Origin of the sequence: Brevibacterium jeotgali (assembly GCF_900169175.1) — a bacterium.
Taxonomy (GTDB): Bacteria; Actinomycetota; Actinomycetes; order Actinomycetales; family Brevibacteriaceae; genus Brevibacterium; species Brevibacterium jeotgali.
This window is the reverse complement of sequence record NZ_FXZM01000011.1, coordinates 44,421-70,906: the sequence shown is the minus strand read 5'-3', so window position 1 is coordinate 70,906 and position 26,486 is coordinate 44,421. Positions and strand designations below refer to the sequence as shown.

25 protein-coding genes and 1 pseudogene are annotated in these 26,486 nt (G+C 67.6%); 14 read left to right on the top strand and 12 right to left on the bottom strand.

Translation table 11 applies throughout. The annotated features are described in order from the left end of the window. Positions 1-49: 49 nt before the first annotated feature. Positions 50-1,105 (bottom strand): alcohol dehydrogenase, encoded by a 1,056-nt coding sequence (locus tag BJEO58_RS11440; RefSeq protein WP_180951934.1) that lies wholly within the window; start codon positions 1,103-1,105, stop codon positions 50-52. 165 nt (positions 1,106-1,270) lie between these two features. Here BJEO58_RS11440 and BJEO58_RS11435 point away from each other — a divergent pair, with 165 nt between their 5' ends. After that, on the top strand, positions 1,271-2,578 hold the full coding sequence (locus BJEO58_RS11435; protein WP_101589608.1) for a dipeptidase: 1,308 nt from the start codon (positions 1,271-1,273) through the stop codon (positions 2,576-2,578). Between the two features lie 117 nt (positions 2,579-2,695). On the opposite strand, the gene BJEO58_RS11430 is transcribed toward BJEO58_RS11435, so the two are convergent. Further along, entirely contained in the window at positions 2,696-3,550 is an 855-nt protein-coding gene (locus tag BJEO58_RS11430; RefSeq protein ID WP_246075947.1) for a helix-turn-helix domain-containing protein, read from the bottom strand. A gap of 18 nt (positions 3,551-3,568) precedes the next feature. On the opposite strand from BJEO58_RS11430, the gene BJEO58_RS11425 reads away from it, so the two are divergent. Beyond that, positions 3,569-4,003 carry a VOC family protein gene (locus BJEO58_RS11425; protein ID WP_246075948.1) on the top strand — a complete coding sequence of 145 codons (435 nt, stop codon included), beginning with the start codon at positions 3,569-3,571 and terminating at the stop codon, positions 4,001-4,003. 112 nt (positions 4,004-4,115) lie between these two features. Here the strand turns inward: BJEO58_RS11425 and BJEO58_RS11420 are convergent, their stop codons facing one another. After that, positions 4,116-4,472: an ArsR/SmtB family transcription factor gene (locus BJEO58_RS11420; RefSeq protein WP_246075949.1), complete on the bottom strand. Its 357-nt coding sequence runs from the start codon at positions 4,470-4,472 to the stop codon at positions 4,116-4,118. Between the two features lie 83 nt (positions 4,473-4,555). Between BJEO58_RS11420 and arsB the strand changes: the two genes are divergently transcribed. The 5 genes from arsB to BJEO58_RS11395 all read left to right on the top strand — a co-directional run bounded on the left by arsB (position 4,556) and on the right by BJEO58_RS11395 (position 9,306). Next, positions 4,556-5,677 carry an ACR3 family arsenite efflux transporter gene (gene arsB / locus BJEO58_RS11415; RefSeq protein WP_101589605.1) on the top strand — a complete coding sequence of 374 codons (1,122 nt, stop codon included), beginning with the start codon at positions 4,556-4,558 and terminating at the stop codon, positions 5,675-5,677. Further along, positions 5,674-6,105, top strand: a complete 432-nt coding sequence (locus tag BJEO58_RS11410) for an arsenate-mycothiol transferase ArsC (protein ID WP_101589604.1) — start codon at positions 5,674-5,676, stop codon at positions 6,103-6,105. The genes arsB and BJEO58_RS11410 overlap by 4 nt, the downstream gene beginning before the upstream one ends. Positions 6,106-6,130: 25 nt before the next feature. After that, a complete protein-coding gene (locus BJEO58_RS11405) occupies positions 6,131-6,568 on the top strand; it encodes an arsenate reductase ArsC (RefSeq protein WP_101589603.1) in 438 nt (145 codons plus the stop codon). Positions 6,569-6,674: 106 nt separating this feature from the next. Further along, positions 6,675-8,024 carry an FAD-dependent oxidoreductase gene (locus tag BJEO58_RS11400; protein ID WP_101589602.1) on the top strand — a complete coding sequence of 450 codons (1,350 nt, stop codon included), beginning with the start codon at positions 6,675-6,677 and terminating at the stop codon, positions 8,022-8,024. A 118-nt stretch (positions 8,025-8,142) separates the two neighbouring features. Next, positions 8,143-9,306, top strand: a complete 1,164-nt coding sequence (locus BJEO58_RS11395) for an MFS transporter (RefSeq protein WP_101589601.1) — start codon at positions 8,143-8,145, stop codon at positions 9,304-9,306. A gap of 22 nt (positions 9,307-9,328) precedes the next feature. Here BJEO58_RS11395 and BJEO58_RS15260 read toward each other — a convergent pair whose 3' ends face one another. The 3 genes and pseudogenes from BJEO58_RS15260 to BJEO58_RS11385 form a co-directional block, all read right to left on the bottom strand. Next, entirely contained in the window at positions 9,329-9,796 is a 468-nt protein-coding gene (locus BJEO58_RS15260; protein ID WP_257904213.1) for an AbgT family transporter, read from the bottom strand. Positions 9,797-9,878: 82 nt separating this feature from the next. Beyond that, a pseudogene (locus tag BJEO58_RS11390) lies at positions 9,879-10,976 on the bottom strand (AbgT family transporter); the annotation flags it as partial. A 56-nt stretch (positions 10,977-11,032) separates the two neighbouring features. Next, on the bottom strand, positions 11,033-11,602 hold the full coding sequence (locus BJEO58_RS11385) for a hemerythrin domain-containing protein (protein ID WP_246075950.1): 570 nt from the start codon (positions 11,600-11,602) through the stop codon (positions 11,033-11,035). Positions 11,603-11,722: 120 nt separating this feature from the next. Between BJEO58_RS11385 and BJEO58_RS11380 the strand changes: the two genes are divergently transcribed. Continuing rightward, entirely contained in the window at positions 11,723-12,862 is a 1,140-nt protein-coding gene (locus BJEO58_RS11380; RefSeq protein ID WP_101589600.1) for a serine hydrolase domain-containing protein, read from the top strand. A gap of 67 nt (positions 12,863-12,929) precedes the next feature. Here the strand turns inward: BJEO58_RS11380 and BJEO58_RS11375 are convergent, their stop codons facing one another. Continuing rightward, positions 12,930-13,487: an OsmC family protein gene (locus tag BJEO58_RS11375; RefSeq protein ID WP_101589660.1), complete on the bottom strand. Its 558-nt coding sequence runs from the start codon at positions 13,485-13,487 to the stop codon at positions 12,930-12,932. 173 nt (positions 13,488-13,660) lie between these two features. On the opposite strand from BJEO58_RS11375, the gene BJEO58_RS11370 reads away from it, so the two are divergent. The 4 genes from BJEO58_RS11370 to BJEO58_RS11355 are packed head-to-tail and all read left to right on the top strand — an operon-like array spanning position 13,661 to position 18,207. Continuing rightward, the gene (locus tag BJEO58_RS11370; RefSeq protein ID WP_101589599.1) at positions 13,661-14,368 is read left to right on the top strand and encodes a GntR family transcriptional regulator; all 708 of its coding nucleotides are present in this window, start codon (positions 13,661-13,663) and stop codon (positions 14,366-14,368) included. Continuing rightward, a complete protein-coding gene (gene solA, locus BJEO58_RS11365; RefSeq protein ID WP_257904212.1) occupies positions 14,358-15,578 on the top strand; it encodes an N-methyl-L-tryptophan oxidase in 1,221 nt (406 codons plus the stop codon). Before BJEO58_RS11370 ends, solA (BJEO58_RS11365) begins: the two co-directional genes overlap by 11 nt. Then, complete coding sequence (locus BJEO58_RS11360; protein WP_101589598.1) at positions 15,575-17,056, top strand: sodium:solute symporter family protein; 1,482 nt, start codon at positions 15,575-15,577, stop codon at positions 17,054-17,056. The genes solA (BJEO58_RS11365) and BJEO58_RS11360 overlap by 4 nt, the downstream gene beginning before the upstream one ends. Then, positions 17,053-18,207, top strand: coding sequence for an NAD(P)/FAD-dependent oxidoreductase (locus BJEO58_RS11355; RefSeq protein WP_101589597.1), 1,155 nt, complete (start codon positions 17,053-17,055; stop codon positions 18,205-18,207). The genes BJEO58_RS11360 and BJEO58_RS11355 overlap by 4 nt, the downstream gene beginning before the upstream one ends. 64 nt (positions 18,208-18,271) lie before the next feature. On the opposite strand, the gene BJEO58_RS11350 is transcribed toward BJEO58_RS11355, so the two are convergent. Continuing rightward, positions 18,272-19,252 carry a DMT family transporter gene (locus BJEO58_RS11350; RefSeq protein WP_101589596.1) on the bottom strand — a complete coding sequence of 327 codons (981 nt, stop codon included), beginning with the start codon at positions 19,250-19,252 and terminating at the stop codon, positions 18,272-18,274. Positions 19,253-19,334: 82 nt separating this feature from the next. Here BJEO58_RS11350 and BJEO58_RS14815 point away from each other — a divergent pair, with 82 nt between their 5' ends. Continuing rightward, a complete protein-coding gene (locus tag BJEO58_RS14815; RefSeq protein ID WP_180951933.1) occupies positions 19,335-20,234 on the top strand; it encodes a LysR family transcriptional regulator in 900 nt (299 codons plus the stop codon). A gap of 18 nt (positions 20,235-20,252) precedes the next feature. Here the strand turns inward: BJEO58_RS14815 and BJEO58_RS11335 are convergent, their stop codons facing one another. The 4 genes from BJEO58_RS11335 to BJEO58_RS11320 all read right to left on the bottom strand — a co-directional run bounded on the left by BJEO58_RS11335 (position 20,253) and on the right by BJEO58_RS11320 (position 25,028). Next, entirely contained in the window at positions 20,253-21,644 is a 1,392-nt protein-coding gene (locus BJEO58_RS11335; protein ID WP_101589594.1) for an amidase, read from the bottom strand. Between the two features lie 103 nt (positions 21,645-21,747). After that, complete coding sequence (locus tag BJEO58_RS11330; RefSeq protein WP_144573807.1) at positions 21,748-22,278, bottom strand: hypothetical protein; 531 nt, start codon at positions 22,276-22,278, stop codon at positions 21,748-21,750. A 76-nt stretch (positions 22,279-22,354) separates the two neighbouring features. After that, the gene (locus BJEO58_RS11325; protein ID WP_101589592.1) at positions 22,355-23,647 is read right to left on the bottom strand and encodes a type 2 periplasmic-binding domain-containing protein; all 1,293 of its coding nucleotides are present in this window, start codon (positions 23,645-23,647) and stop codon (positions 22,355-22,357) included. Positions 23,648-23,819: 172 nt separating this feature from the next. Beyond that, a complete protein-coding gene (locus tag BJEO58_RS11320) occupies positions 23,820-25,028 on the bottom strand; it encodes an MFS transporter (protein WP_180951932.1) in 1,209 nt (402 codons plus the stop codon). Positions 25,029-25,346: 318 nt separating this feature from the next. Here BJEO58_RS11320 and solA (BJEO58_RS11315) point away from each other — a divergent pair, with 318 nt between their 5' ends. Further along, positions 25,347-26,477, top strand: a complete 1,131-nt coding sequence (gene solA / locus BJEO58_RS11315; protein ID WP_101589590.1) for an N-methyl-L-tryptophan oxidase — start codon at positions 25,347-25,349, stop codon at positions 26,475-26,477. Positions 26,478-26,486 lie beyond the last annotated feature (9 nt).

The following is a 26,486-nucleotide window of genomic DNA, read 5'->3' as shown; positions in this document are numbered from 1 at the left end:
GGCCGGCGTCCAGGTGGGGCGTCCGGTCTGCTGGTCGTCGATTCGTCGGTCAGCCGACGAGGACGGTGCGGCCCGTGGCGGTTCCAGCGGTGAGTTCGGCGAGGCTGTCCGTCGTGTCCGCAAGTGTGAACGGACGCTCGATGATGGGGACCTTCGGCAGGTCCTGCGTCTTCGCCATCTCCACGAGCGTTCGCAGATCCGTCAGATTGCCCACGTAGTTGCCGATGACGGACACGGCTTTGAGCGGCAGGAGCGCGGTGGAGACCTGCGCGCTGCCGCCGAACAGCCCCACCGGAACGATCGTGCCGCCCTTGTCGATCGAGGCGAAGGCGAAGGTGAACGTATCGCTGGAGTTCACGAAGTCGACGATCGCCTGCACAGGGCCACCCAGGTGCTCTGCGAGCGACGTCGCCCCCAGATTCCGTGAGTTGACGGTGACGTGGGCTCCCAGGCCGGCGGCGCTCTCCAGGTTGGCGTCGTTCACGTCGACGGCGACGATGCGGGAGGACGTCATCCGGGACAGGAGCGCGATCGCTGCGAGCCCGACACCGCCGGTGCCGATCACGGCGACCGTCTCGTCCTCATCGAGGGGGAGGATGCGGTTCACAGCGGAGAACGAGGTCAGACCGCTGCAGGCGAGAGTGGCGGCCCAACTGGGGTCCAGTCCCTCGTAGTCGACCAGGAAATCGGAGTCGCGGATCAGGACCTCGGTGGCGAAGCCTCCCCAGCGGAAGACACCGGTCGCCTCACTGGTGCGGCACAGATTCGAATGTCCCGCCGCGCAGCGTCCGCAGGTGCCGCATCCGACCCAGGGGAACACGATGCGGCTGTCGCCCGCTGTCACATCTGCTGCATCTGGTCCGACTGCGATGACTTCGCCGACGATCTCGTGGCCGAAGACGGCCGGGTACTCCAGACCGCGGTCGGCGATGGACAGGCTGGCTCCTCCGCCCAGGTCGTACTGTCCCGAGTGGCTGTGGGTGTCTGTGTGGCAGACACCGCTGTGGGTCACACGGAGCAGAACCTGACGGCCCGTGGGAGTGGGGGACTCGACCTCCATCTCCTCGAACGGTGCGTCGGGACCCGGGGCGGCGAAAACCTTCATCCTGCAACTCCTCGTCATCGATGTCTTGAGCAGGCTGGTGACGGATGAGAACTTAACGGATGTTCAGGCGGTCTGTCTATGAGTTTCATGCAGATGAGAAGAATAAGTCGACTTTATTGGTCTGGCGGACGGTATTGATGTCCTGCGGCGTCCTACACTCGGACGATGCCTGACATGACATCGCTGATCCCCGTCCTCGACTGCCACAACGACCTGCCCTTCGCCCTGCGGGAGAAGGCCGGCTACGACGTGCAGAGGCTGAACCAGGTCCGGGAGGAGCTGCACACCGACCTGGTGCGGATGCGCCGTGGGGGAGTGGGCGCACAGTTCTGGTCCGCATGGGTGCCGTCCTCCATCCCCCAGGAGGACGCGGTCGTCGCCACACTGCAGCAGATCGATGCGATCCACCGGCTCACGGCCGCGTTCCCGGAGACCCTGCAGCCGGCGCGCACGGCGGATGACGTCGAATCCGCGCTCGCCACCGGCCGCATCGCCAGCCTCATCGGGCTGGAAGGCGGCCAGTCGATCGCTGATTCCCTGGCGGTGCTGCGGCAGATGTTCCACCTGGGCGCCCGCTCTATGACGCTCACCCACAACGACGACCTCGCCTGGGCGACGGCGGCGACGGGAGCCGCGGAGGCGCAGGCCGAGGCCGACGGCACCGCGGGCTCTCCGGGCGCCCGCTCCACCTGTGGGCTCACCGGAGAAGGCCTGGCGGTGGTCGCGGAGATGAACCGACTCGGCATGCTCGTCGACCTGTCCCACACGAACGAGCGCACGCAGCTGGACGCGCTCGGTGCCTCGACCGTGCCGACCCTGTTCACCCACTCATCGGTCCAGTCCGTGAACCCGCACCCGCGGAACGTCACCGACCGCGTGCTCGAGCGGATCGCCGCGACCGATTCAGTCCTCGGCCTCACCTTCGTCCCCGCGTTCGTCTCCTCCGACGTGCGGCAGTGGATCCTGGATCGATCCCAGGCCCGGATCGACCTCGGCATCGACGACCCGAACCGGTCGAACAGCCTCACCCGGCCGTACAGCATGCCCGCGGCACCCCGTCCGGGGCAGAGCTGCGAGGACGCCCGGGCCCACAACACAGCCCACCACGCCGGATTCGACTACGGCGACACCGACGCCGAGGTCCCGCCGGCTGCCGCTGCGCGGCTGGCCGACTGGGAGGTCGCCCACCCGGAGCCGCGGGCCACGCTCGACGGCGTCGTCGCTCACCTCGAGGCCGCGCGCGAGGCCGTGGGCATCACCCGGATCGCCCTGGGCGGTGACTACGACGGGGCGGCGACCCTTCCCGCGGGGCTCGAGGACGTCTCCCGCTATCAGGATCTGCTGCATGCACTCGCTGACCGGGGATGGTCGCGGGGTGACCTGGAGGCCCTCGCGTTCCGCAACGTCCTGCGTGTCATGCGGGCGGCGGAGGACGGCGCAGACGAACCTGCGGAGGCCGCCCCGCAGGTGTGACGACGGTGTCGTGGCAGGTGCGGGAGATCCGGAGGCGTACGGACAGTTCCTTCCTGCCGGCAGTGCTCGTCCCCGCGACCGCGAACGAGGTCGTGGGCATCCTCATGGGATGACCACTCATGATGTGCCCTCGCGGTCCCTCACCCCGTAAGCCCCGGGCGTCTCGCCGGTGACGGTGCGGAAGTCGCGGACGAAGTGCGACTGGTCGAACCAGCCCAGGTCATAGGCGAGAGCGGTCGTCGAGCGCGGGTCGCCTCGGTCGATCGCTGCGACCGCGTCCATGACGCGCGCCCGCACGAGCATCCGCTTCGGCCCCACCCCGACGAATCTGCGGAAGAGTCGTTGCAGGGTGCGCGCGCTCATGCCGGTCCGCTCTGCCAGCGCCGCGAGGGATGGGACGTCGGGCGATTCGAGAACGGCGAGCACATGCCGGAAGGTGTCGGCGCCGGCGGGCTCGCGCGGAGCGAGCGACAGGAGCCACGCGTCGAGTGCTGGAGCCGCATGCTGTGCGTCCAGCGGCAGGCCCGCGGACGGGGTGTGGTCCCCGAACCATGCGTGCGCGGGGACCGTGCGATCACGAACGGCGCCGAGGTCGTAGTCGCCGAAGGCGCTCACCCCGCCCACTCGGAGCTTCACACCGATGACACCGCCGGTGCCCGTGAGGCTCACGTCGAACCGGCCCTTCGAGACCGGTCCCGTCACCCAGACGCCGGCACCGCTGGTACCCGCGCGCAGGACTCCACCGCGTTCGACGGTGACGTGGACGGAGGGGTCGTCGAGGGTGGAGGTGTGGAAGATCTCGTCGTCGGCGAACTCCCATCGCACAGACCAGTACCGTTCGACCCACCGGGCCAGGCGGGGATCCGGCTCTGCGAAGCCGTACGCGGCGCGAGCAAGCAGCTCATCGGGCCGCAGGACATGACCGTACATCTGCGGTGGTGTCGCGTTCGTCCAATCCGGACCGGGGCCCATGCCGGAAGTATGGCAGGCATGACGAATACACAGACAGGCACGCAGACAGACATGACCACAGGCACGACGACGGAGACGACGGCAGAGAATCCGACTGCGACGCTGGCCATGGTGACCCTCGATGCGGCGGAGACGAAGCCGATGGCCGACTTCTGGTCCGCTGTCCTGGGCTGGCCGATCGTCTACCTCGACGAGGACTACGCGATGCTGACCGGTCCCAGCCACGCTCTGGGCATCGGCGCCATCCCCGACTACCAGCCGCCCGCCTGGCCGAACGACGGAAGCAAGCAGTTCCACTTCGATGTGGCGGTTGAGGACGTCGATGCCGCTGCGGAACGCTTCGTCGATCTGGGAGCGGAACGGCCCGCAGAACAGCCAGGAGACACGTGGATCGTCCTCCTCGACCCGGCGGGCCACCCCTTCTGCCTCACGAATGCCTCCGCGTGGGGGTGAAGACGGCTGACGCTGGACCGTTCCCATCTCGTGGGGCGGTTCCGATCGATGGCACGATCGCCGCTGAGAGAGCGGTGATCCTCAGCGCAGCCGCCTCGGCTCAGCGCTCTGCTCAGCGCAGGTCGAGGAACCGGCGCAGCTCGTCGAAGGCGTCGCGGGTCACCGTGTAGTGGGCCCACTTGCCGCGCTGCTCCCGCGTCAGCAGGCCCGCCTCGACCAGCTTCTTCATGTGGTGGCTGATCGTGGGCTGACTGATATCGAGCACATCGACCAGGTCGCAGGCGCACACCGCGTCGCACCCCTGGGCCGCGACGTGCGACAGGAGTCGCAGGCGCGTCGGATCCGCGAGGGCCTTGAGCTTCTTCGCGACCCGACCGGCATCGTCCGCACCGAGCGGCGCAGCGTCGAGGGTGCAGCACTCAGAGGTGGCGTCGACGCCCGCGTCCATCCTCTTCAGCGGAATACTCATGGCCCCACCATACATTGACGTTCGTCGATGTATGCGCATACTCTCACTCATAGACGTCCATCGATCTAGAGAGTGGAGTGCTGATGAGCACGACGGCATCGGCTGCTGCGCAGACGGGGGCCCGCCCCGTCGGGCAGGAGATGTCCTTCCTCGACCGCTGGCTGGCGATCTGGATCCTGGCGGCGATGGCTGTGGGGCTGCTGCTGGGGCGCTTCGTGCCCGGGCTGGATACAGCGTTGGATGCGGTGAAGATCGGCGGGATCTCCGTGCCGATCGCGATCGGCCTGCTGGTCATGATGTATCCCGTGCTGGCGAAAGTGCGCTACGACGAGATGCATCGGGTGACGGGTGACCGGAAGCTGCTCATCCTGTCGCTGTTCCTCAACTGGATCGTCGGCCCGGCCTTCATGTTCACGCTCGCCTGGGTCTTCCTGCCAGATCTGCCGGAGTTCCGCACCGGACTGATCATCGTCGGCCTGGCCCGCTGCATCGCGATGGTGTTCATCTGGAACGACCTGGCCTGCGGTGACCGGGAGGCCGCTGCGGTGCTCGTGGCCATCAACTCCGTCTTCCAGGTCGTGGCCTTCGGTGCGCTCGGCTGGTTCTATCTCCAGGTGCTGCCGTCCTGGCTGGGACTGGAGACGACCTCGGCGCAGTTCTCCGTGTGGGCGATCGTGGCATCGGTGCTCGTGTTCCTCGGCATCCCCCTCCTTGCGGGCTACCTCACGCGCACGCTGGGGGAGAAGGTCAAGGGCCGCCAGTGGTACGAGGAGTCGTTCCTGCCGACGATCGGCCCGTGGGCGATGTACGGCCTGCTGTTCACGATCGTGCTGCTGTTCGCCATGCAGGGAGAGGCGATCACCTCGCAGCCCTGGGACGTGGCCCGCATGGCGGTGCCGCTGCTGCTGTACTTCGTGCTCATGTTCGCCATCAGCCTGTTCGCCTCGAAAGCGGTGGGGCTGAACTACGCGAAGTCGACCAGCGTGGCCTTCACCGCCTCGGGCAACAACTTCGAACTGGCCATCGCGGTGTCGATCGGGACCTTCGGCATCACCTCGGGCCAGGCTCTGGCGGGTGTCGTCGGCCCGCTGATCGAGGTCCCCGTCCTCGTCGGCCTCGTCTACGTGGCACTGTGGGCCGGCCCCAAGCTCTTCCGCAACGACCCGACCGTCCCCCACCGCCGAACCCCGGACGTGAGCTCATGAACCCTTCAGTCGACAGCAAGCCCAGTGTCCTGTTCGTCTGCGTCAAGAACGGCGGGAAATCCCAGATGGCCGCCGCGCTGCTGCGCAGCCATGCCGGCGACGCCGTGGAGGTGCACTCGGCCGGCACCAGGCCCGGCACGTCCCTCAACGCGCTGTCGGCCGAGGCGGTCGCCGAGGTCGGTGCCGATATGTCCGGTGAGCACCCCAAGCCGATCGCACCCGATCTGCTGCGCCGGGTCGACCGGGTCGTCGTCCTCGGCGCCGACGCTCGCGTCGAACCTGTCGCGGACATGAGCGCCACGATCGAGACCTGGAACACCGATGAACCCTCGGAGCGCGGCATCGAGGGAATCGAGCGGATGCGGCTGGTCCGCGACGACATCGACGCCCGCGTCCAGGCTCTGCACTCCACATTGCTCGATGACTGACCCCCACTCCAGATCGGACGGTCCGATGACCCCTGCCCGTGATGCCACCAGCACGACCATCAAGCCCAGCGTCCTCTTCGTCTGCGTCCACAACGCCGGCCGCTCGCAGATGGCCGCCGGATATCTGAGTCACCTGGCAGAGGGGCGGATCGAGGTTCGCTCCGCCGGGTCCGAGCCAGCCGACCAGATCAACCCTGTGGCGGTCGAGGCGATGGCCGAAGAGAACATCGACATCACGACGAGCTCGCCGAAGGTGCTCACCACCGAGGCGGTGCAGGCCTCCGACGTCGTCATCACGATGGGCTGCGGGGACGCCTGCCCGATCTTCCCCGGTAAGCGCTACGAGGACTGGGAACTGACCGATCCTGCAGGCAGGGGACTCGACGACGTCAGGCAGGTCCGCGACGACATCAGAGCCCGTATCCAGCAGCTGATCGGCGAGCTGGAGTCGACGACCAGCTGACCGGCTCACCCCTCTGACGCGCAGCGGGCCTCCCCGCTGCCGACCTCGCGGCTACCGACCTCCCTGCCACCGACTTCACCGCACGACTGACTCCAGGAGACGAGACATGCAGGACAGCGCCGCAGAGCCCCACGATCTGCCCGTCGTCATCATCGGTGCCGGCCCCGTCGGGCTCGCCGCAGCCGCCCACATCCGTGAACGCGGACTCACTCCGATGGTGCTCGAGGCCGGAGACTCCGTGGCGGCCGCGATCCGCACGTGGGGACACACGCGGCTGTTCTCGCCGTGGCGCTACAACATCGACGAGGCCGCCAGGCGCCTGCTGGAGGCCAGCGGCTGGCAGGAGCCGGACCTGGACGTCCTGCCCACCGGCCACGACCTGGTCGATGACTACCTCATCCCGCTGGCTGCGGCACTGCATGACGCCATCCGCACCGACTCGCGCGTCGTCGCAGTCTCCCGGGAGGGCATCGACAAGACGCGCAGCGCGAACCGTGATGCCACTCCGCTCCTCGTGCGCATCGCCCGTACCGATGGATCGCACGAGGACGTCCGTGCCCGAAGCGTGATCGACGCGTCCGGCACCTGGTCACAGCCGAACCCGCTGGGACGATCGGGTCTGCCCGCAGCCGGAGAGAAGCGCGCCGCGGCGCAGGGACTCATCACCCAGCCCCTGCCCGCGGTCAACGGCACCGAGCGCGAACGGTTCGCGGGCCGTCACGTCCTCGTGGTCGGGGCCGGGCATTCGGCGGCGAACACACTGCTCGACCTGGCCGAGCTGGCTGCAGACGTTCCCGAGACCCGTGTCAGCTGGGCAGTGCGCTCTGCTGACGTCGCCGGCACGTACGGCGGCGAGGCCGATGTCGAGCTCGCGGCACGCGGTGCGATCGGGTCCCGACTGCGCACACTCGTCGAATCCGGCGCCATCGACGTCCACACCTCCTTCGTGATCTCAGGATTCGAAGCCGCCGGTGACCGGCTCCGTGTCCTGGCGACGGGGGCCGCTGGACCCGAAGACCTGACCGTGGACGTGCTCGTGCCCGCCACCGGCTTCCGCCCTGACCTGTCGATCCTGAGCGAGCTTCGCCTCGACCTGGATCCTGCAGTCGAGGCCCCGCGACAGCTCGGCCCGCTCATCGACCCGGAATTCCATTCGTGCGGAAGCGTCGAACCGCACGGCGAACAGGTCCTGTCCCACCCCGAACCGGGCTTCTACATCGTCGGGATGAAGAGCTACGGCCGGGCGCCGACTTTCCTCATGGCCACCGGATACGAGCAGGTCCGTTCCATCGCAGCGGCACTGGCGGGCGACCGCGCGGCTGCGGACGCCGTGCACCTGGACCTTCCTGAGACCGGCGTGTGCAGCGCCGACCTCGGACCGTCCTGTGACGCGTCTGACGAGCCCCTGCTGGTAGCGGTCGGCGGGGCTGCGCCGGCATCGTCCACGTGCTGCTGAGCCGTCGGCCTTCCACCCGCCCGCGATCGCACGGACATCGACCGGCACAGACCTATCGACCGGCACAGACATACTGGAGAGATGAGACCACCTTCAGGCTCGGCGGACGATCCCTCTCATGACTGATCGTCCCCGTGGTGGTCTCCCCGCACTGTGCGCGGCACAGATCGTCAGCTGGGGGCTGCTCTACTACTCCCTCCCGGTGGCCGTCGCTCCGATCTCGGAGGAGACCGGCTGGAGCCATACCGTCATCACCGCGGCGCTGTCCGCGGGACTGATCGTGTCCGCGCTGGCGGGGATCCGCGTGGGCCGGCTCCTGGACCGTCAGAGTCCGCGCGCTGTCATGACGACCGGCTCCCTCGTCGGGGTCGGCGCGATGCTGCTGGTCGCGTGGTCACCGAATCTGGTGATGTTCTTCGTCGCGTGGGTCGTGGCCGGCTTCGCCCAGTCCGCGGTGCTCTATCCACCGGCATTCGCGGTCATCACCCGCTGGTACGGGCCGCGCAGGGTGGGCCCGCTGACGACGGTGACGCTGGTCGGCGGCCTGGCTTCGACGGTGTTCGCACCACTGGTCGCGTCCCTGATCGACCAGTTGGGGTGGCGGATGAGCTACGTCGTGGTGGCGGGCATCCTGGCTGTCACCACCGTGCCCCTGCACGCGCTCTTCCTCAACAGTCGGTGGACCGATGCCTCTGCAGCGCGTGCGGAGGAGAATCCGACTGCGACGATCCGGGCGGTGACCAGGTCGCGGCAGTTCATCACCCTGCAGATCACGATGGCGACTGCGACCTTCACCCTCTTCGCCGTCACTATCAACATCATTCCGATGTTCTTGGAGCGCGGCATGTCCTACGGCACCGCCGCCTGGGCGCTGGGGCTCATCGGTGCCGGCCAGGTCGTCGGAAGGCTCGGCTATCCGCAGTTCGCCCGAGTGACGAGTGCAAGGGCGCGGACGGTCGTGATCTTCGCCGCCGGTGCGGCAGGGCTCTGGGCGCTGGCACTGCTGCCCGGACCGGTCTGGCTGCTGATCGTCGTCGCCGTGCTGGCCGGTGCAGTGCGCGGGTGTCACACGCTGCTCCAGGCGACTGCGGTGTCGGATCGGTGGGGAACGCAGAACTTCGGAACGATCAACGGCGTCTTCACGGCACCGATGACGTTCGTCGGAGCCTTCGCGCCAGTGGCCGGTCCTGCAGTCGCCGGCCTGCTGAACGGCTACCCGATGATGGCTGTCGTCATGGCCGTTCTGCTCACCGGGGCAGCCGTCGTCACCTCCCGGACCTGATCCGTGACCAGGTATGCGTCTGTCACCGGACGGGGACGCCGGGGCCCAGTGGGATGCCGATCACGTACCAGAGCAGGAAGAACGCGGTCCATCCGACGAGCACTGCGATGCAGATCGGCAGTGTCATGGACACGAGGGTGCCGATGCCGGCATCCCTCCGGTATCGCTGGAGGTAGGTCAGCATGAGGGCGAAGTACACGTTGAGCGGGGTGATGAGGTGCGAGCCCGAATCACCGATGCGGAAGAGCACCTGGCTCACTTCTGGATTCACATTCAGCAGCATCATCGCCGGCACGATGACCGGCGCCATGAGCGTCCACTGTGCTGACCCGCTCGTGATGAACAGGTTCAGCAGGAACGTCATGAGGATGACGCCGATGAAGAGCAGCGGCGTGGCGACTCCCAGCGCTTCGACGAGGTCCGCTCCGGTGACGGCCAGGACGGCACCGATGTTGGACCATTCGAACCAGGCTATGAACTGGGCGGCCACGAAGAACAGGACCAGGACGGGGGGCGACGTCCTTCATCCCGTTCACCATGAACTCCGGGAGCTTCGCCCACGTGACGGTGCCGACGGTCGCCCCGTAGGCCACACCGAGCACGACGAACATGATCGCGATCAGTATGGAGACATGCATGAGCGCGGGGCCCGTGAGGATGCCACCGTCCTCGCCGCGCAGAGGTGAGCCCGGGAGGGCGACCGCGCCGGCCACCAGCGCCAGGAAGGCGAGCAGCGCGATGAGCGCATTGCGGACTCCGCGCTTCTCTGCGGAGCTCAGTTCCATCGATTCCTCGTCCGCTCGCTGGGCGGAGTCCGCGGTGTCGTCCGTGCGCTCCGTCGAATCGGCGGCAGCCGTGCTGCCGGCGGTCCCGAGCGAGGACTTCTCACGATTGCCCGGCGCCCGAGGCCCGTCCAGTTCGAGTCCTTCGACCCGCGGTGCCACCCATCTCTCCACCACCCACGAGATAAGAGCTGCGAGGAGGATCGACGACGGCACCGTGAAGTAGATGTTCGACAGGGGAGAGACCACGTACTCCGGGTCGACCAGCTGCGCGGCACTTGTGCTGATGCCCGCATAGAGCGGTTCTGCCGCAGTGATGACCAGGGACGCGTTGAAGCCCGCGTCCACGCTCGCGAAGGCCAGAACGATGCCGAGCAGCGGGTTGCGGCCGGCGGCGAGGAAGGCCATCGCGGCCAACGGCGGAAGGACGATGATGACGGCGTCGGACGCGACGGAACCTGTGATTCCGGTGAGTGCGACGGCGAAGGTGAGCCACCGGCCCGACACTGTGGAGACGACCCTGCGCACCGCTGCGGCGATCAGCCCGCTGCCTTCGGCGACGGCCACCCCCATCATGACCACGAGCACGATGCCCAGCGGTGGGAACGCTGTGAAGTTGGTGATCGCCTCCGACACGATCTGCCGGATTCCGTCCACGGACAGCAGATTGACGACCTGAATCGTCCCCTCGCCGGTGGGCGACCTGACACTCACCCCCAGTGCTGAGAGCACCAGGCTCAGCACCAGGACGACCAGGCCGAGGATCAGGAACAGCCAGAACGGGTGCGGGATGCGATTGCCCGCCCGCTCGATGACGTCGAGTATCCGGGCGGTGACGCCGTTCCGCCGTACGGAGCCGTCCTGGCGAGCGGATCCTTGCGCGTGCATGCTCCTCCTCGGCATCCCGCTCCTCGTCCTCGAGGAGGGACACTCACCGCCGTCGGTCAGCCGGTGTGCCGGCTCGTGAGTGCGTCGCGCAGGCGGTCCACCATGCCCAGACCCGGGCCTGCCGTCTTGTGGAACAGCTCCGCATGCGGCGCGCTCGGGTGCGGTCGCGTGGGAGCCACCTTCTTCGCGTTCTCCACCTTCGCGCCCATCTCGACGAGTTCCCGCCGGGGGATGCTCTCGCGGAGCTTGGGGAACTGCTCATCCTCTTCGTCATGCGCGTGGTGGTCCAGCAGTTCCGCAAGCTCGCGGACCCTCTCCGTGAAGGCCGGTTCGGAGGCGTCCACGTCCTCCAGCTGCTTCATCACGCTGACAAGCTCTTCGTGCTCCTCCTTGTCGTGAGCGACTTCCTCGGAGCCGTTGGGAACGTACTCCTCGACGACGGGGTAGACGATCATCTCCTCGGCGACGGAATGGCGCATCACCTCAGCGATCACCGTGTCCACGATGTCTCGTCGGAGTTCTGCTTCCGCAGTGGTCTCGACCTGCCGCAGCAGATCCAGCATGTCCCGGTGGTCGGCGGTGAGGATGTCAACGACATCCATGATGGCGTTCGCTTCTTCATCCACAGTGACCCCTCCTTGCGTCACATCGCAAGCCTACTTGTCGTTGGATGTCAGCGCCAGAGTACGGGCCCTAGACTGTCGCTTGAACGAGGCAACGGGGCCTCGCGCAGAGGAGGCCAGAATATGCAGTCAATACTCCACGGCACGAGCACAGACCAGTTCGACGGACTCCGCTCCGCGTTCGCAGCGAACCTCGAGACCGGGGAGGACCTCGGCGGATCCCTCGTGATCAATCTGGACGGGGAGAACGTCGTCGACCTGTGGGGCGGCTATCGGGACGCAGACCGCACCGTTCCCTGGACGAGTGACACCCTCGTGAACGTGTGGTCGACGACGAAGACCGTCACCTACCTCGCCGCGCTCATGCTCGCCGATCAGGGGGAGATCGACCTGCACGCCCCAGTGGCCACGTACTGGCCGGAGTTCTCGGCCAATGGGAAAGCCGATATCGAGGTGCGCCACCTCATGGCACACACCTCCGGGGTCTCCGGCTGGGATGCACCCTTCACCCTCGAGGACATGTACGACTGGGAGAAGTCGACAGCGGCGCTGGCCGCGCAGGCGCCGTGGTGGCAGCCGGGAAGTGCAGGCGGATACCACGCCCAGAACCAGGGGCACCTCATCGGTGAGGTCGTTCGACGCACCACTGGCTTGACGTTCAAGCAGTTCGTCGATGAGGAGATCGCCGGTCCACTGGGCGCTGACTTCCAGATCGGCGCCCGCGAGGAGGACTGGGGGCGGATCTCCGACGTGATCCCTCCGCCTCCACTGGAGATCGATCCGTCGATCCCCGCTGACCATCCGATGATCAGAACCTTCACCCAGCCGGCGGCGGACGCGTCCGCCGCCAATACGGCGGCGTGGCGCAATGCCGATATGGGGGCCACGAACGGCCACGGCAACGCCCGCTCGGTCGCTCGCATACTCTCAGCGATCTCCCTCGGCGGAGAGGTCGACGGCATGCGCCTGCTGTCGCCGGACACGATCGAGCAGGTGTTCGAGGTGCAGACCACCGGCCCGGACCTCGTCCTCGGCGTTCCGATTCGTCGAGGGATGGGCTTCGCGCTCGCCGATCCTGAGGCGATGCCCTCCCTGCCGGAAGGCCGCATCTGCTACTGGGGCGGCTGGGGCGGATCCGTCATCATCATGGACCTCGACCGGCGGATGACCATCTCCTACATGATGAACAAGATGGGGCCGGGAGTCGTCGGCTCCGAGCGAAGCGAGCAGTACCTCCGCGAGATCTACAGAGCGCTGCCCTGACGGTCGCGACCGTCAGGGCAGCTGAAGGGCAGATCCGGGTGCGGCGATTGCCGCACCCGGCGAGTGATCAGGCGCGGGTGACGGTGGTCGTGACCGGAGTCGGATTCTGGAAGATGTCGAGCACCGGGCAGTGGGCATCGACGGCCTCGCGCAGCTCGTCGTAGCGCTCGTCCGACTCCGGTCCCGAGAGCTCGATGGCGAGTCGGACCTCGGAGAACCCGGCGCGGACGGACTCGTCGGCGCCGAACAGTCGCGCCGCGTCCAGATCCGCCTCGGCCCTGACGACGATGTCGTCGAAGGGTATGCCGAGCTGCTGCGCGTAGAGGCGGTAGACGACGACCTGGCAGCCGGCCAGCGCGCCGAGGGCGTACTCGACCGGACTCGTCCCGGCGTCATCACCGGCCAGCGCAGCGGGCTCGTCGACGATGAAGGAGTGCTTGCCGGCGCGCACTGTCGTGGCCACTGAACCGGCACCGGCACCATCGACCCTGTAGGTCAGGTGCGCGTTCGATCGATCGGCCTCGATGCGCTCGGCCCACGCACTTCCGGCTTCCGTCAGGCGAGCGGCGCGATCGTCGCCGGTGATATCAGGGACGGCGGACTGGGTGATTGCTGTGGTCGTCATGACGTCGACGGTAGGAGCGCCTGCGGCCGGCACTATGGCCGAGCGTCATCTTCCGTTACCGGGCGTCATCTCATGTCATCGGCGCCGCCGACCGGGCGCAGCGACAATCACCTTCAAATGACATGACAATTATCCAGTTGCCATGAAGTCGCGGTGTGTCTACGATCACACGCATGGCACGGGCGAAGCACGTCGAGATCCGCGAATGGATCGAGCATGAGATCCAGAGCGGACGGCTCTCGATCGGCGACCGCCTGCCCACGGAGCGGGAACTCATGGACCAGTTCGACGTGAGTCGGAACCCCGTGCAGACGGCGATGTCCAAGCTGGTCGAGACCGGCCTCGTCCAGCGGCGCCGCGGTTCCGGCACCATCGTCGCCTCGACCGGCCTGCGCAGCAGTCTGCTCCGCTTGCTCCACGCATCGACGGACGGGCCGGAGGTCGAGGGCATCCACCGGGTCGTCGGCACCCGCGTGGTCGCGGCGGAGTCCCACCCTCTCTCCGCCGATCTGTTCTCAGCCGGCACGCCCGTGGCGGAACTGGTGCGGATCAAGCTCGACAGCACCGGCGCGGGGATCGTCGTCGAACGGTGCGTCGTCGACCTCACACTCGTCCCGGACATCCTCAACCAGGACCTCGCCGTGCTCACCACCGCGGCCTACTACTCGTCCCACGGGATCGAACAGCTCCACGCCTCGAGCGTCCTCTCCGCCGCACACCTCACGGCTGATGACGCGAAGCACCTCGAGCTCGACACGACGACACCCGTCGTGCGGCAGCTGCGAACGCTCCACACCGGCAACGGCCTGCCGATCGAGCGTCTCGAGATGCTCTTCCACCCCACCAAACTCACCCTGGAGGTCACCCAGATTGAACACTGACACGGCCACAGGCCCAGTCGCTGACACATCAGCCGACGCAGCCGCGGGCACACCACCGACGGCTGCCGCACACAAGCGCGTCGCCGTCGTCGGCGGAGGCATCGTCGGAACGATGACCGCCTGGCAGCTCGCGCAGCGCGGCCACACCGTCACCGTCCTGGACCAGTGGAACACCCCCAACGATCGGGGCGCCTCCGCCGGGGAATCCCGCATCTTCCGCACCCTGTACAAAGAGGGCCCGGAGTACGTCGCCTTCATCCAGCGCGCCGGCCAGAAGTGGAAGGAGCTGGAAGCCGCCCAGGACACGCAGGTGCTCGACTGGTGCGGCGGGCTCACGATCGGCCGACCCGACCACCCCGACGTCGCTGCGGTCCTCGCATGCGCCCATGAGCTGGGCCTCGATCACCGCGTGCTCAACGCGACTGCGATGCGTGAGGAGTTCCCGGCCTACGGCGTCGACGACGACGAGATCGGCGTCCTCGACCCGAACGCCGGCGTCTTCCGCCCGGAGCTCGCGGTCCTCGCCGCCCGTGACGAGGCCATCCGGCTGGGCGCGACGTATCGGCCCTACACCGAGGTCCTCCACGTCCGGCCGTTCCCGGACCGCGTCATGGTCCACACCGCGGAGGGCTCCGACGCCTTCGACTCCGTCGTCCTCGCGACAGGACCCTGGGCTGGGGCCCTGTCCGGCCTCGGCGACGGTGTCATCCGCCCCAAGCAGCTGGTGGGCAGCTGGTTCCCGGTCAAGGATCTCTCACTCCATACGCCTGACCGGATGCCGATCTCGGTCCGTCGGCACCCGGAGGGCGCCTTCTCCGCGTTCCCGAGTCTGGACGGGGCCGGCGTGAAGATCCTCAACCACCACCTCGAGTGGCCGACGATCGACCAGGTCGACGACCTCGCCCGGTTCGTGGCCCCGGACTTCGTCCGCTCCACCGAGGCCGCGGTCGCCCGCCTCATGCCCCACCTCGATCCGACGGCCGTCCGCGTCTCGACCTGGACGGACGGCTACACGCCGGACGGCGCCCCGATCGTGGGTGTCGGCCCGGTCGACGATCGCATCGTGCTGGCCGTCGGCATGTCCGGCCAGGGCTTCAAGTTCTCACCGATGGTCGGCTCCGTGGTCGCCGACCTCGTCACCACGGGATCCTCCTCCGATGCACTCGACATCATGGACCCGGCCCGCTTCACCTCAGGAGCCTCCTCATGAACACAGGCACCATCGCACTCATCGCCACCACCGCCTTCATCGTCCTGGGCATCGGCGTCTGGATCTCCTTCTACGTCGGCAGGAAGAACAAGACGGAAGAGGCCTGGCTGGTGGGCGGCCGCAGCCTGCCCATGTACGTCGTCGCCTTCACGCAGTACGCCACCGCGGTGGGCGGCGGTGTCCTCGTCGCCCACGTGGGCATCGGCTACGCGTGGGGACTGTCCATCTTCTGGTACGAACTGTTCGTCGTCGCCGGCATGCTCATCATCGCGGCCTTCGCGAACTGGCTGCGCAAGGGGCGCTTCTCCACGATCCCGGACATCTTCGTGCGCCTCTACGGGCGGAACAAGACCCTGCTCTCCGTCGTCGCGATCGCCGTCATCCTGGTGCCCTTCGGCTGGCTCGCCACCCAGTTCGTCGCCTTCGCCAGCCTCTTCAGCGAGGTCACCGGCATCCCGTTCACCCCGCTCATCGTCGCGATGGCGATCATCAGCCTGCTGTTCGTCCTGCCCGGCGGCCTCACATCCGTGGCGTGGTCGGACTTCTTCTTCGGCGTCTTCATGGTCGGCATCTCCATCGTCATCGCGATCTACGCGGTCATGAGCGCCGGTGGCTGGAATGAGGTCGTCGAGCGCGTGCCGGACGACGTCTTCACGATGCCGGAGGGCCTCACCCTCGCGGGAGCCGGCACGATCGTCCTGTGGTTCTTCGCGATCGTCCCCGGCACGCTGACCAACCAGCTGTACTACCAGCGCGTGTTCGCGTCGCGCTCCGGGAAGGATGCGCGCACCTCCCTGTACCTCGGTGCCGTCATGGTCATGATCGCCGGTGTGTACGCGTTCTTCATCGGCGTCTCCATCCGCGCGATGAACCCGACACTGGGGGAGGACGGCCGTGAGCTGGCCGCCGGTTGGTTCCTCACACAGGTGCCCACCTGGCTGCTGGCGCTCTACGGCGCGTTCCTCATGGCGACGATCGTGTCCACCACGGGCTCGGCGCTGCAGTCGGTCGTCGCGAACCTCATCAACGACCTCCGCGGTGCGTTCATCAAGGAGAAGTCGTCCCCCCAGCAGACCATCGCGCTGTCGCGCTGGTGCACGGTGGGCGTCACCGCCCTCGCCGCCGTCCTCGCGATCGCCTACCCCAGTGCTCTCGACTGGCTCGTGGCCACCTACGCGTACTCCGCGTCGATCCTGGCGGTGCCGATGCTGGTGGGCATCATCCTGGCGAAGCGCTTCCGCATCCCCGTGCAGGTATCGTTCGCCTCGATGGGCGTCGGGCTCGTGGGCTGCGGCATCGCCCACCTCATGGGCACGACCGTCCCGTACGCAGTCTTCGGCATCGTGGCGAGCTCCGTCGCCTACGTCATCGCGATGGCGATATGGAAGCCGGTCCGTGTCCCAGGCGGGCTCGCGCCCGACGGCACGCCGGAGGATTCGAACGAGCGCATCGGCGCTCCGGAAGGTGAGCAGGTATGAAGACCATCGTCATCGGAGCAGGGATCCTCGGGCTGACCGCTGCGCACTCCCTGTCGCTGCGTGGCCACGAGGTGGTGCTGCTGGAGAAGGATGAGCCCTTCTCCGGGGCGAGCCACCGGTCGTTCGCGTGGCTGAACGCGAACAACAAATTCCCGGCGTCCTACTACCGCATCAACCGCGAGGGCATCGAGGAGCACAAGCGCCTGCAGGCAGACCTGCAGTCGGATCGGACCTGGTTCCACCCGTCGGGCAATCTGCTGGTCGACTTCGGCGAGGCACGACCGGAGACGTATGCGCAGCGCGTCGCCGACGCGGACAGCATGGGGTACCCGGTCGAGACCGTCGATCTGGCACGGCTGCGGCAGATCGAGCCCGCTGTGCAGTGGCCCGACGACCTGGACTCAGCACTGCTGTACCCGGAGGAGGCGTGGCTGGACAACGATGTGCTGGGATCCGAGCTGCTGCGCGTGCTCGCCGATCGCGGGGTCGAACCGCAGATCGCCGAGGTCGTCCGCATCGATTCCGATGACTCCGGTGCTCGTGCGGTCCTGTCCGACGGCGCCGAGGTCGCAGCCGACTCCGTGGTGCTCGCCACCGGCGCGTGGTCGCGGGAGCTGGCCGCCGCCTCCGGCATGTTCGTCCCGGTCGCCGACCTGGCGGAGCAGTCACCCCGGACGCACAGCCTCCTGGGCCTCACCGAACCGGTCGACGTGCCGCTCGAGGGGATCATCATCTCCGACCGGGTCAACGTCCGCCCGCGCCACGACGGCCGGATGTGGGTGCAGGTCGCCCGCATCGAGCAGCGGGTCGACGAGGGGGAGGACCCGCAGATGCTCGCGGAGGTCTCCGCCGTGATGGAGGAGGAGCTGGAGACGCTGTTCGGGCAGCGGGTGCCGATGGAGAAGGTCATCTACTCCGGCCGCAGCTTCCCCGAGGACGGACGCTCGATCGTCGGGTTCCTGGACGACGCGCAGAAGGTGTACGCGGTCGTCACGCACTCCGGCATGACACTGGGTCCGCTGTTCGGCAGGCTCACTGCTGAGGAGCTCGAGGGCGCGGAGTCGGAGCTGCTGTCCGACTTCCGCCCGTCGCGGTTCGCCGACCGCGACGTCGAGTCTGCGGACTTCGACTACTTCATCGGGAGGCAGTGAAGCGGTGTGAAGGGCAGTGAAGCGGTGTGAAGGGCAGTGAAACGGTGTGAAGGGCAGTGACCCGTCACTCCTGCACGCGCAGAGGCGATTCTCCGTGCCGGGGTGACGGGTCAGTGTGCTCAAGTGACGGGTCGTCGCGTCTGCTCCGGAGGGCGGCGACCACGCTCGGCACGATCGCGAACCCGGCGCCGGTCACGCAGAGGATGCCGCCGATCCCTGCGAGCAGCGGAGGCATCTCGCCGAGGAGCAGCCAGGCGAGGCCCACCGTGAACGCGGGGACCAGGAGTGACGAGGATGTGAGGACCCCCGCGGGTGTGCGGGTGAGTGCGTAGCCCCACACGAGGAATGCGACCGCTGTGGGGAACACGCCCATGTAGATGACCGCGATGACGAATCCGCGGGGCACGTCGCCGAACTCGGAGACGAGCTGCGGGGAGTACGGCAGGCACGCGAGGAAGCCGGCGCCGATCCCGATCACCGTCATCGACGTCGAGTCGATATGTGCCAGCAGGCGCTTCTGCGCAAGGACGCTGCCCGCGTACAGCAGTGCCGCGACGATGCCCAGCACGATCCCCAGTCCGGATACGTGCCCGGTGGACGTCGCGACGGTGATGAGCGCGATTCCGCCGAATGCGACGAGCACTCCCGCGATGAGGCGCGGTGGCAGTCCCTCGCCGAACACTGCGCCGGAGACGACCGCGACGATCAGGGGAGCGATGTTGACGACCATCGCCGCAGTCGCCGCGTCGATGAGGGCTTCGCTGGCGTTGAGGACGATCGTGTAGGCGGCGAACCACGCGACGCCCCACACCGCGACGGCCACCCGCAGACGACCCGTGCGCGGGACACGCACCCGGCCCAGGACGACGAGGGGCAGCAGGGCGACGGCAGCGGCCCCGATTCTCAGCAGCGACATCGCGCCGGGCGACAGGTGCAGGCCGCCGGCCCGGATGACCACGAACGACGACGCCCACATGAGCATGACGGCGAGTGCGGCGATCCACGGGAGCGCGGGGTGGGTGCGGAGATTCTGCGGCAGGCTCATGCAGATATGGTGCCCGCGGGGAGTTGTTCGTTCCAAGAGGCCCAACACGCACACATGTGCGCAGAACATGTACAGTGCGGCCATGAGGGACCTGCGACAGCTCCAGTCATTCCGCTCCACCGCGCTGGCGGGCAGCGTCCGCGGTGCGGCCGAGCATCTGGCCACGGCCCCGTCGGCCGTCAGTCACCAGATCCGTGCACTGGAGGCCGAACTGGGGCTCGAACTGTTCACCCGCGACCGCCGTCGGCTGGTGCTCACCCCCACAGGACGGGAACTGCTCGTCGATGTGGAGCGGGTGTTCGAATCGCTCGGAGACCTCGAGGACCGGGCGACGGAACTGCGGGACTCCCGCGCACGGCGGCTGGTCATCGGCTACTTCTCCAGTGCGGGCGCACGCTGGATCGCCGACCTCGTGGCCTATCTCGAGAACGCCCACTCAGACATGTCCGTGCGTCTCCGACTCACGGACGGCGGCATCGTCGAGCACGGAGTCGACCTCCAGCTCGTCGTGTCGGGGGACGAGGAGCTTCCCCTCCCGCCGTCGATGGGGTCCGAACTCCTCCTGGTCGACCCCTACGTCGCCGCCGTCCCGCGTGACCACCCGATCGCGAACAGCTCGACCGTGAGCCTCGCGGCTCTGCGCGACCTGCCGTGGATCGACAACGACGACCTGGCCGCGTCGAACGGCCGCTGTCGCCAGGTGTTCATCGACGCGTGCCGGACGTCCGGCGTGGACCTGTCGTTCCGGCACCAGGCACACGACTACAGGACGGCGCTCGACATGGTCGACCGGGGCCTCGGCGCCACCGTCCTGCCGAAGCTGGGCCTGACGGATCCCGGCGACGGCACAGCGGTCCTCGATATCGTGGATCCGCCCATGACCCGGCGGATCCACGCGGTCTGGTGCACCGACGGGCCGCGCACCGACGCGGTCCTCGACGCGCTGCGAGCTCTGAAGAGCGTGGTCGGGGAGAATCACTGACTCGCTTCGGCCCGCGCCTCACACAGGCGGGCGACGGAGGTGGTGGTCGGTGGCCCGCTGGTAGGCGTCTCCCGCGGCGAAGAGCGCGGCCTCGGCGAACGCGGGGCCCACGAACTGGACGCCCAGCGGAGTGTCCCGGACCGTGAAGCCGGACGGCAGGGTGAGCGCGGGCAGTCCGCACATGTCGATCGGCGCGGTCGGACCCGTGATCTGCTCGAACAGTTCCGTTCCGGCGGACAGGCCCTCCAGATCTGCGATGGTCGGAGATGCCTTGCCGATGGACGGCAGCAGGAAGATGTCGATGTCCTCCATCAGACGGTTCATCGCGCCGGTGAAATGCCGGCGGCGCTGCGACATCCGCTCCAGATCGACGGCGCTGAGTGAGCGGCCCAGCTCGATGAGACCGCCCAGGACGGGCCCGTACTCCTCCTGTCGCGACGGATACGTCGCGTCGTGGACGAGCGCGGTCTCCGCACCGCACATCGCGGACCAGTCGGCGGCGACGGTGAGGAAGTCCGGGGCGTCGACGTCGACGATCCGCCAGCCCAGGTCACGCAGCACGTACTCGACGGAGACGAGCATCGACTGCGTCTCCGGATCGAAGCGTGCGTTCAGCCCTCGATCGACACCGACGACGGGTGGACGGTCGAGGCGCAGTCGATCCGCGTAGTCCGGGACGGGCTGCGGCGAGGTGGTGGGGTCCGCGGGGTCCCACCCGGCGACGGCGGACAGCATGATGGCGGCGTCCCGTGCACTGCGGGTCATCGGCCCGAGGTGGTCCAGGCTGGGCGCGAGGTCGAAGATCCCTGCGCGGCTCACTCGCCCCCACGTGGGCTTCATGCCGGTCACGCCGTTCGCGCCCGACGGCAGGCGGATCGATCCGCCCGTGTCCGACCCGACTGCGCCGAAGGCCAGACCTGCGGCGACGGAGACGCCCGACCCGCTCGAGGACACGCCGGACCAGGTGCCCTCGTCCCACGGGTTCACCGGAGTGGGCAGATCGGGGTGGTGACCGGAGAAGGCGCCCTCTGTCATGTGGACCTTGCCCAGCAGGACCGAGCCGGCGGCGCGCAGTCGAGCAGCGACCGTGCCGTCCTTGTCCGGAACGAAGTCAGCGTGGATCGTCATGCCGGCCGTCGTCGTGATGCCGTCCGTGTGGACGAGGTCCTTCAGCGCGATCGGCACGCCGTGGAGTGGTCCGCGGTAGTGTCCGCGGGCGATCTCCGCATCAGCTGCGGCGGCGTCGGAGAGCGCCCGCTCAGAGGTGACGGTCGCATAGGACTGCAGGCGGGGATCAAGTGCTTCGATCCGCTGCAGGAGTCCCGTCGTCACCTCCGTCGACGTGATCTGACGCGAGCGGATCAGCTCTGCGAGTGCGGAAATCTCCAGGTATGCGACGTCAGTGTCCACAGTGCCCTCTCGACGACATCAGATGACTGCCATTGCCAGAACAGCGGGTACTCCCGATGCTAGCAGTGAGGTGAGACCTGGACGTGAGGTGGGACACAGAACCTCACGGCTCACGCTCGAGCATCCGGTACGCGCGCTGGAGCAGGGCGAACCCCGGCGAAAGCGGGCGAGGCCGCACAGGGCGTCCCGCCATGCGGGCCTGCGCGGTGTCGAAGAGGTCCTCCAGCAGGCCGTCGTGCAGGCGGATCACCTGCCGCATCGCCCACGGCCGCAGGGAGGAGCTGATGTCGAGGTGGTGCATCCACTCCACCGCCCCGGGCTCCGCCTGCGCGATGAGGAATGTGTGCTCGCCCGCGAACGGGCCGGCGCTCGTGAAGACGAACCGCACGCGGTGCGACTCGATGTCAGCGACCCGGTACCGGACGGAACCGTGACCGCCCAGGCTGTCCACCTCGAGGCCGTTGTCGAGCAGCAGCGCGGGCCATCGCCAGGTGGGCCAGAGAGTGTCGTCACCGCTCGCGATCTGTGACAGCAGCTCGGCGGCCTCGGCGAGACCCCCGTCCGTGACCCGGCGGTGGATGCTGCACGTCATCGCCGGGTCCGTGGGGTGCGGGTGGCTCCACAGTGAGTGCATGGGCCGATGGTATCGGGACGACCGGCCCATGCACTCTCAGCCGGGCCTGCCGGCCCGACCGTTCAGTCCATTCCCGTCAGCTGGGGCGGTGCGGGAGCATGACCTCGTTGAAGAACTTCTCACCCATCGGCTCGAGGTAGTCCTCGTCCTCCATCGAGTACCACTCGTCGAAGTCCTCGAACGATCCCTCGTCCTCATAGCCCAGTTCTGCGGCGATCCCGCGCCACTTGTCGACGGATTCGGGGATCGCGTCCGCAGAGCCCTCCGGCAGCAGGCCCTCGCTGACCTCCTCCTCGACGAGGCCCTCGGAAGCCGACTGCAGGTCGTCCTGCAGGCCGTCGTCCATCTCCGTGAACGACCCGCCCTCCTCGCGCACCATCTCTGCGGCGATGTGGTTCGCGTCGAGATCGCCGCGGCGAGCCTGGACGAACTCATCCTGCATCGAATCGAACACCAGCTGCTGCACTGCGAGCGGCCATGACTCCCATGCGCTCCCGGCGTAGACCCCGCCCGGACCGCGTGCGAAGGTCACCTCCGACGTGTAGGCGATGTGAGGCGCGACTTCGAGGAAGCCCGCGGCGTCGGCGGCGAGAGTGGTCGACAGCGTGCAGTCGACCGTGCCGCGCTGCAGCGCTTCGAAGGTCTCCGTGTACTGCAGCGAAACAGGGCTTGCCGACAGTGCGTTGAGCTGTGCGGTCTGTGCCTGCGACGAGGCGCGCACCTGGTTGCCGTCCCAATCGTCCGGGCTCACGTGCTCCTCACCGCACAGGGCGAAGACCGCACCAGCCGAATTGAACATGTTGAGCGGCTCGATGCCGCGATCGCGGAACTCGCTCATGAGGTTCTCGTCGTCGTACGTGAGTTCGCCGATCGCGGCGTTCGCCGCGATCTCGTCGACGAGCGGAGACGCCCCGGTGAGGGTCGTGCCTGTGACCCAGGCCTGGAAGACGGGGAACTCGTCCGGCTGGTAGATGGGCAGCATGTAGGCGATGTCCACACGGCCGTCGACCAGCGCATCCGGCAGCTCCGTGTAGCCCGCGATTCCCTGACCGTACGTCGTCTCGACCGTGATCTTCCCGCCGGAGAGCGTCTCGAGGTTCTCGATGAAGGCCTCTGCGCGGTAGGCGTCGATGCCTTCGGAGGACTGTGCGGACGGCTGGTAGGTGATCGTGACCGGATCGACGTCCTCGAAGACCTCCTGGATCTCCTCCGGTGTCGCACCGTGCTCGTATCCGTCGCCGCTTCCGCCGCCGGCGCCCGCGCTCGACCCGCCGCCGGCGCCTCCCGCGCAGCCGGAGAGCACAATCGCCGTCGCGGCCGCTGCCGCAAGCGCCCGACCGCGGCGCAGATCCATCCGTGAGTGCTTCATTGCGCCTCTACTCCTGTCAGTGACGTGTCGCTGATGCTGTCGCTCCGGAATGGTTCCGAAAGAGACAATAGCGAGACTTGAATCGGATCAAGTCTGTCATAGTGTGATTGTTCGATAAGTTTCCGTCAAGAGGTTCGTCCGCATGCGGGACGACGAGACGGTCTCTGGGCGGTCAGGATCGACTGCGCACGGGCGTGGTCATGAGCAGTGCGATGGCGGCGGCGATCGCAGCGGCCACGGCCAGTCCTGCCGGACCCTGGCCCAGCAGGACTGCTGCCCCGATCACAGGCGCCAGCGAGATGCCGACGTACATGCCGGTCGAGTACCAGGACAGGATGATCCCGGAGTGCTGGGGCCTGAGTGAGGCGAGGCGGTGCTGCAGGGCGACGACGGATGAGAAGCCGGATGCGCCCCACAGCGCGAAGACGAGCGCCGTGCCCGCCAGGGAGTCGAGGGTGACGAGCATGAGGAGGAACGCGCCGATCTCGATGACGAGCGCGATCCGCATCGTCGTGACATCACCCCACGTGTCGATCAGCCAGCCTCCGAGCTGGTTGCCCACCGCCCCGGAGAGGCCGAACACCAGCAGCAGGACTGCCAGGATCGCGCCGTCGCCGTCCGTCACCCGCAGCGTGACCTCACTGCTGAAGACGTAGATGAGGTTGAACGACATGATCATCATCATGATGGCGATGACGCCCATGATGACGCGGGGATCGGTGAGGACCCCCAGGCGTTCGGCGAGGGCTACCTTCGGGTTCCGCGGCACGCCCCGCAGGAGAGGCGCGATCGCGATTCCCAGGACAGCACCGAGGACCGCCAGGCCGCCGATCGCCACTCGCCAGTTCGTGATCTCCGCCAGACCGGTTCCGACCGGCGATCCGAGAGCCACCGCCATCGTGAAGCCCAGTGCGACGACCGCCATCGCCCGCCCCTGCTTGCCCGGTTCGGCCAGGCGGGGAGCGATGGCCGTGGCGAGCGGGACGAGGCCGGCGGCGCCGATTCCCGCGACCGCGCGGGCGATGAAGAAGACGAGGTAGTTGGGCGAGAGGGCCGATGCGCCGGTGCCCACCGCGAACACGATCATGCCGACGGCCATGACGCGCTCCGGCGGCACATGGGCCAGCAGCGTCGAGAAGACGGGGGCGAGGATCGCCACGAGAACTGCATAGGCGCTGATCGCATAGCTCACGAGAGTGGGCGTCACGCTGAGCGATTCACCGATCGCGGGCAGGACGCCGGCGACGACGAAGGCGTTCGTGCCGACGACGAACAGGGCGAAGGCCAGGGTGCCGAGGCGCAGCCCGGTCAAGCGGTGGGAATCCACGGTCAGCTCACTTGCGAGTCGGAGGTAGCCGGGGCCACGGGGCGTCGTGCTCACCAGACATCGTGCTCACGAGCCCTCTGGCATGCTGTGGCCTCTCCTCTGAGGTCACACCCGACCTTGTCTTCCTATCACGGGTCGCGCCAGTGCTGCGTGGACGTGTCACCGGGAGGGCCGTGCGCCGAGGCCCCGCCCGCGCCGGCGACGCCTGCCCGCGCCCGTGACGACTGCGAGTCTGCCGCGCACGCTGGATGCGACAGGTGTCGCAATGCCGCGGGTCAGGTTTTGAACGCTGAATGAAGACTGTGGGAATCCTGTTTGATTGCATGTCTGGAGGTGTAAGTCACATCACACAGAGCAGGAGCCGGAATACGCATGAGAGCACCCAGAGTCGCAGTCGTCGGTGTGGGATCCATCGGAAGCATGGTCCTCTGGCAGTTGTCCAGGTCGGGATTCGACGCTGTCGGCTTCGAGCAGTTCGGGACTGCGCACGACCGCTCAGCCGCAGGTGGGGAGTCCCGGATGTTCCGCACTGCCTACATGGAGGGCGCGAACTACGTGCCCCTCCTCAAGGAAGCGCGCAAACTGTGGGCGGAGCTGGAGGACGAATCAGGACTCGAGCTCCTCACGATGACGGGCGGGCTGATGATCGGTCCGCGTGATCACTACAAGATCGCGAACGTCATTCAATCGACGCAGGACTTCGATATCGAGCACGAGATTCTGGAGCCTGCTGATGTGGCGGAACGCTTTCCCCAGCACATCCTCGACGAGGGTGAGGTCGCAGTCCTTGATCACGAAGCGGGGCTGATCCGTCCGGAGCTGGCGGTCTTCGCGGCAGTCGACGCCGCCGAACGGCGCGGAGCAGTGGTCCATCGCCACGCGCGCGTCGACGACATCGTGGAAGACGCAGACCGCGTGCAGGTGGTCGTCGGGGACGACGTCCACGACTTCGACGCCGTCGTCGTCACCGCGGGACCGTGGACTCCGCGATTCTTCCCCGCTCTCGCAGACGATCTGGTGGCACGGAAGATCGTGATGACCTGGTACCTGTCGGACGACCCCGCTCGGTTCACGCCCGGCGCGTTCCCCGTCTTCGGCCGCGTGGGCGGTGTCATAGACACGTTCGGCGTGCCGAGCCTTGAAGGCACTATGACGAAGATCGGCAGTGTGAATACCTTCGGTGACATCTCAGATCCGGATCGGCTGGGCCGCGACATCGAACTCGACGAGCTCACGCACATCAACAACGAGGTGAGTCGCTGCATCAACGGCCTCAGGCCGGACCCCGCACGGATCTCTGTGCACATGGACGGGTACACGACGGACGAGCACCCAGTGGTCGGCAAGGCGCAGGGCAGTGAACGGATCACTGTCATGGGCGGATACTCCGGGCACGGCTTCAAGCTCGCACCGGTGATGGGAAGGATCGGGTGTGAGCTCGCAACAACCGGTGAGACATCCTTTGCTATTCCTCACATGAATCCGCAGCGCTTTGACGCCTGACGACGGACC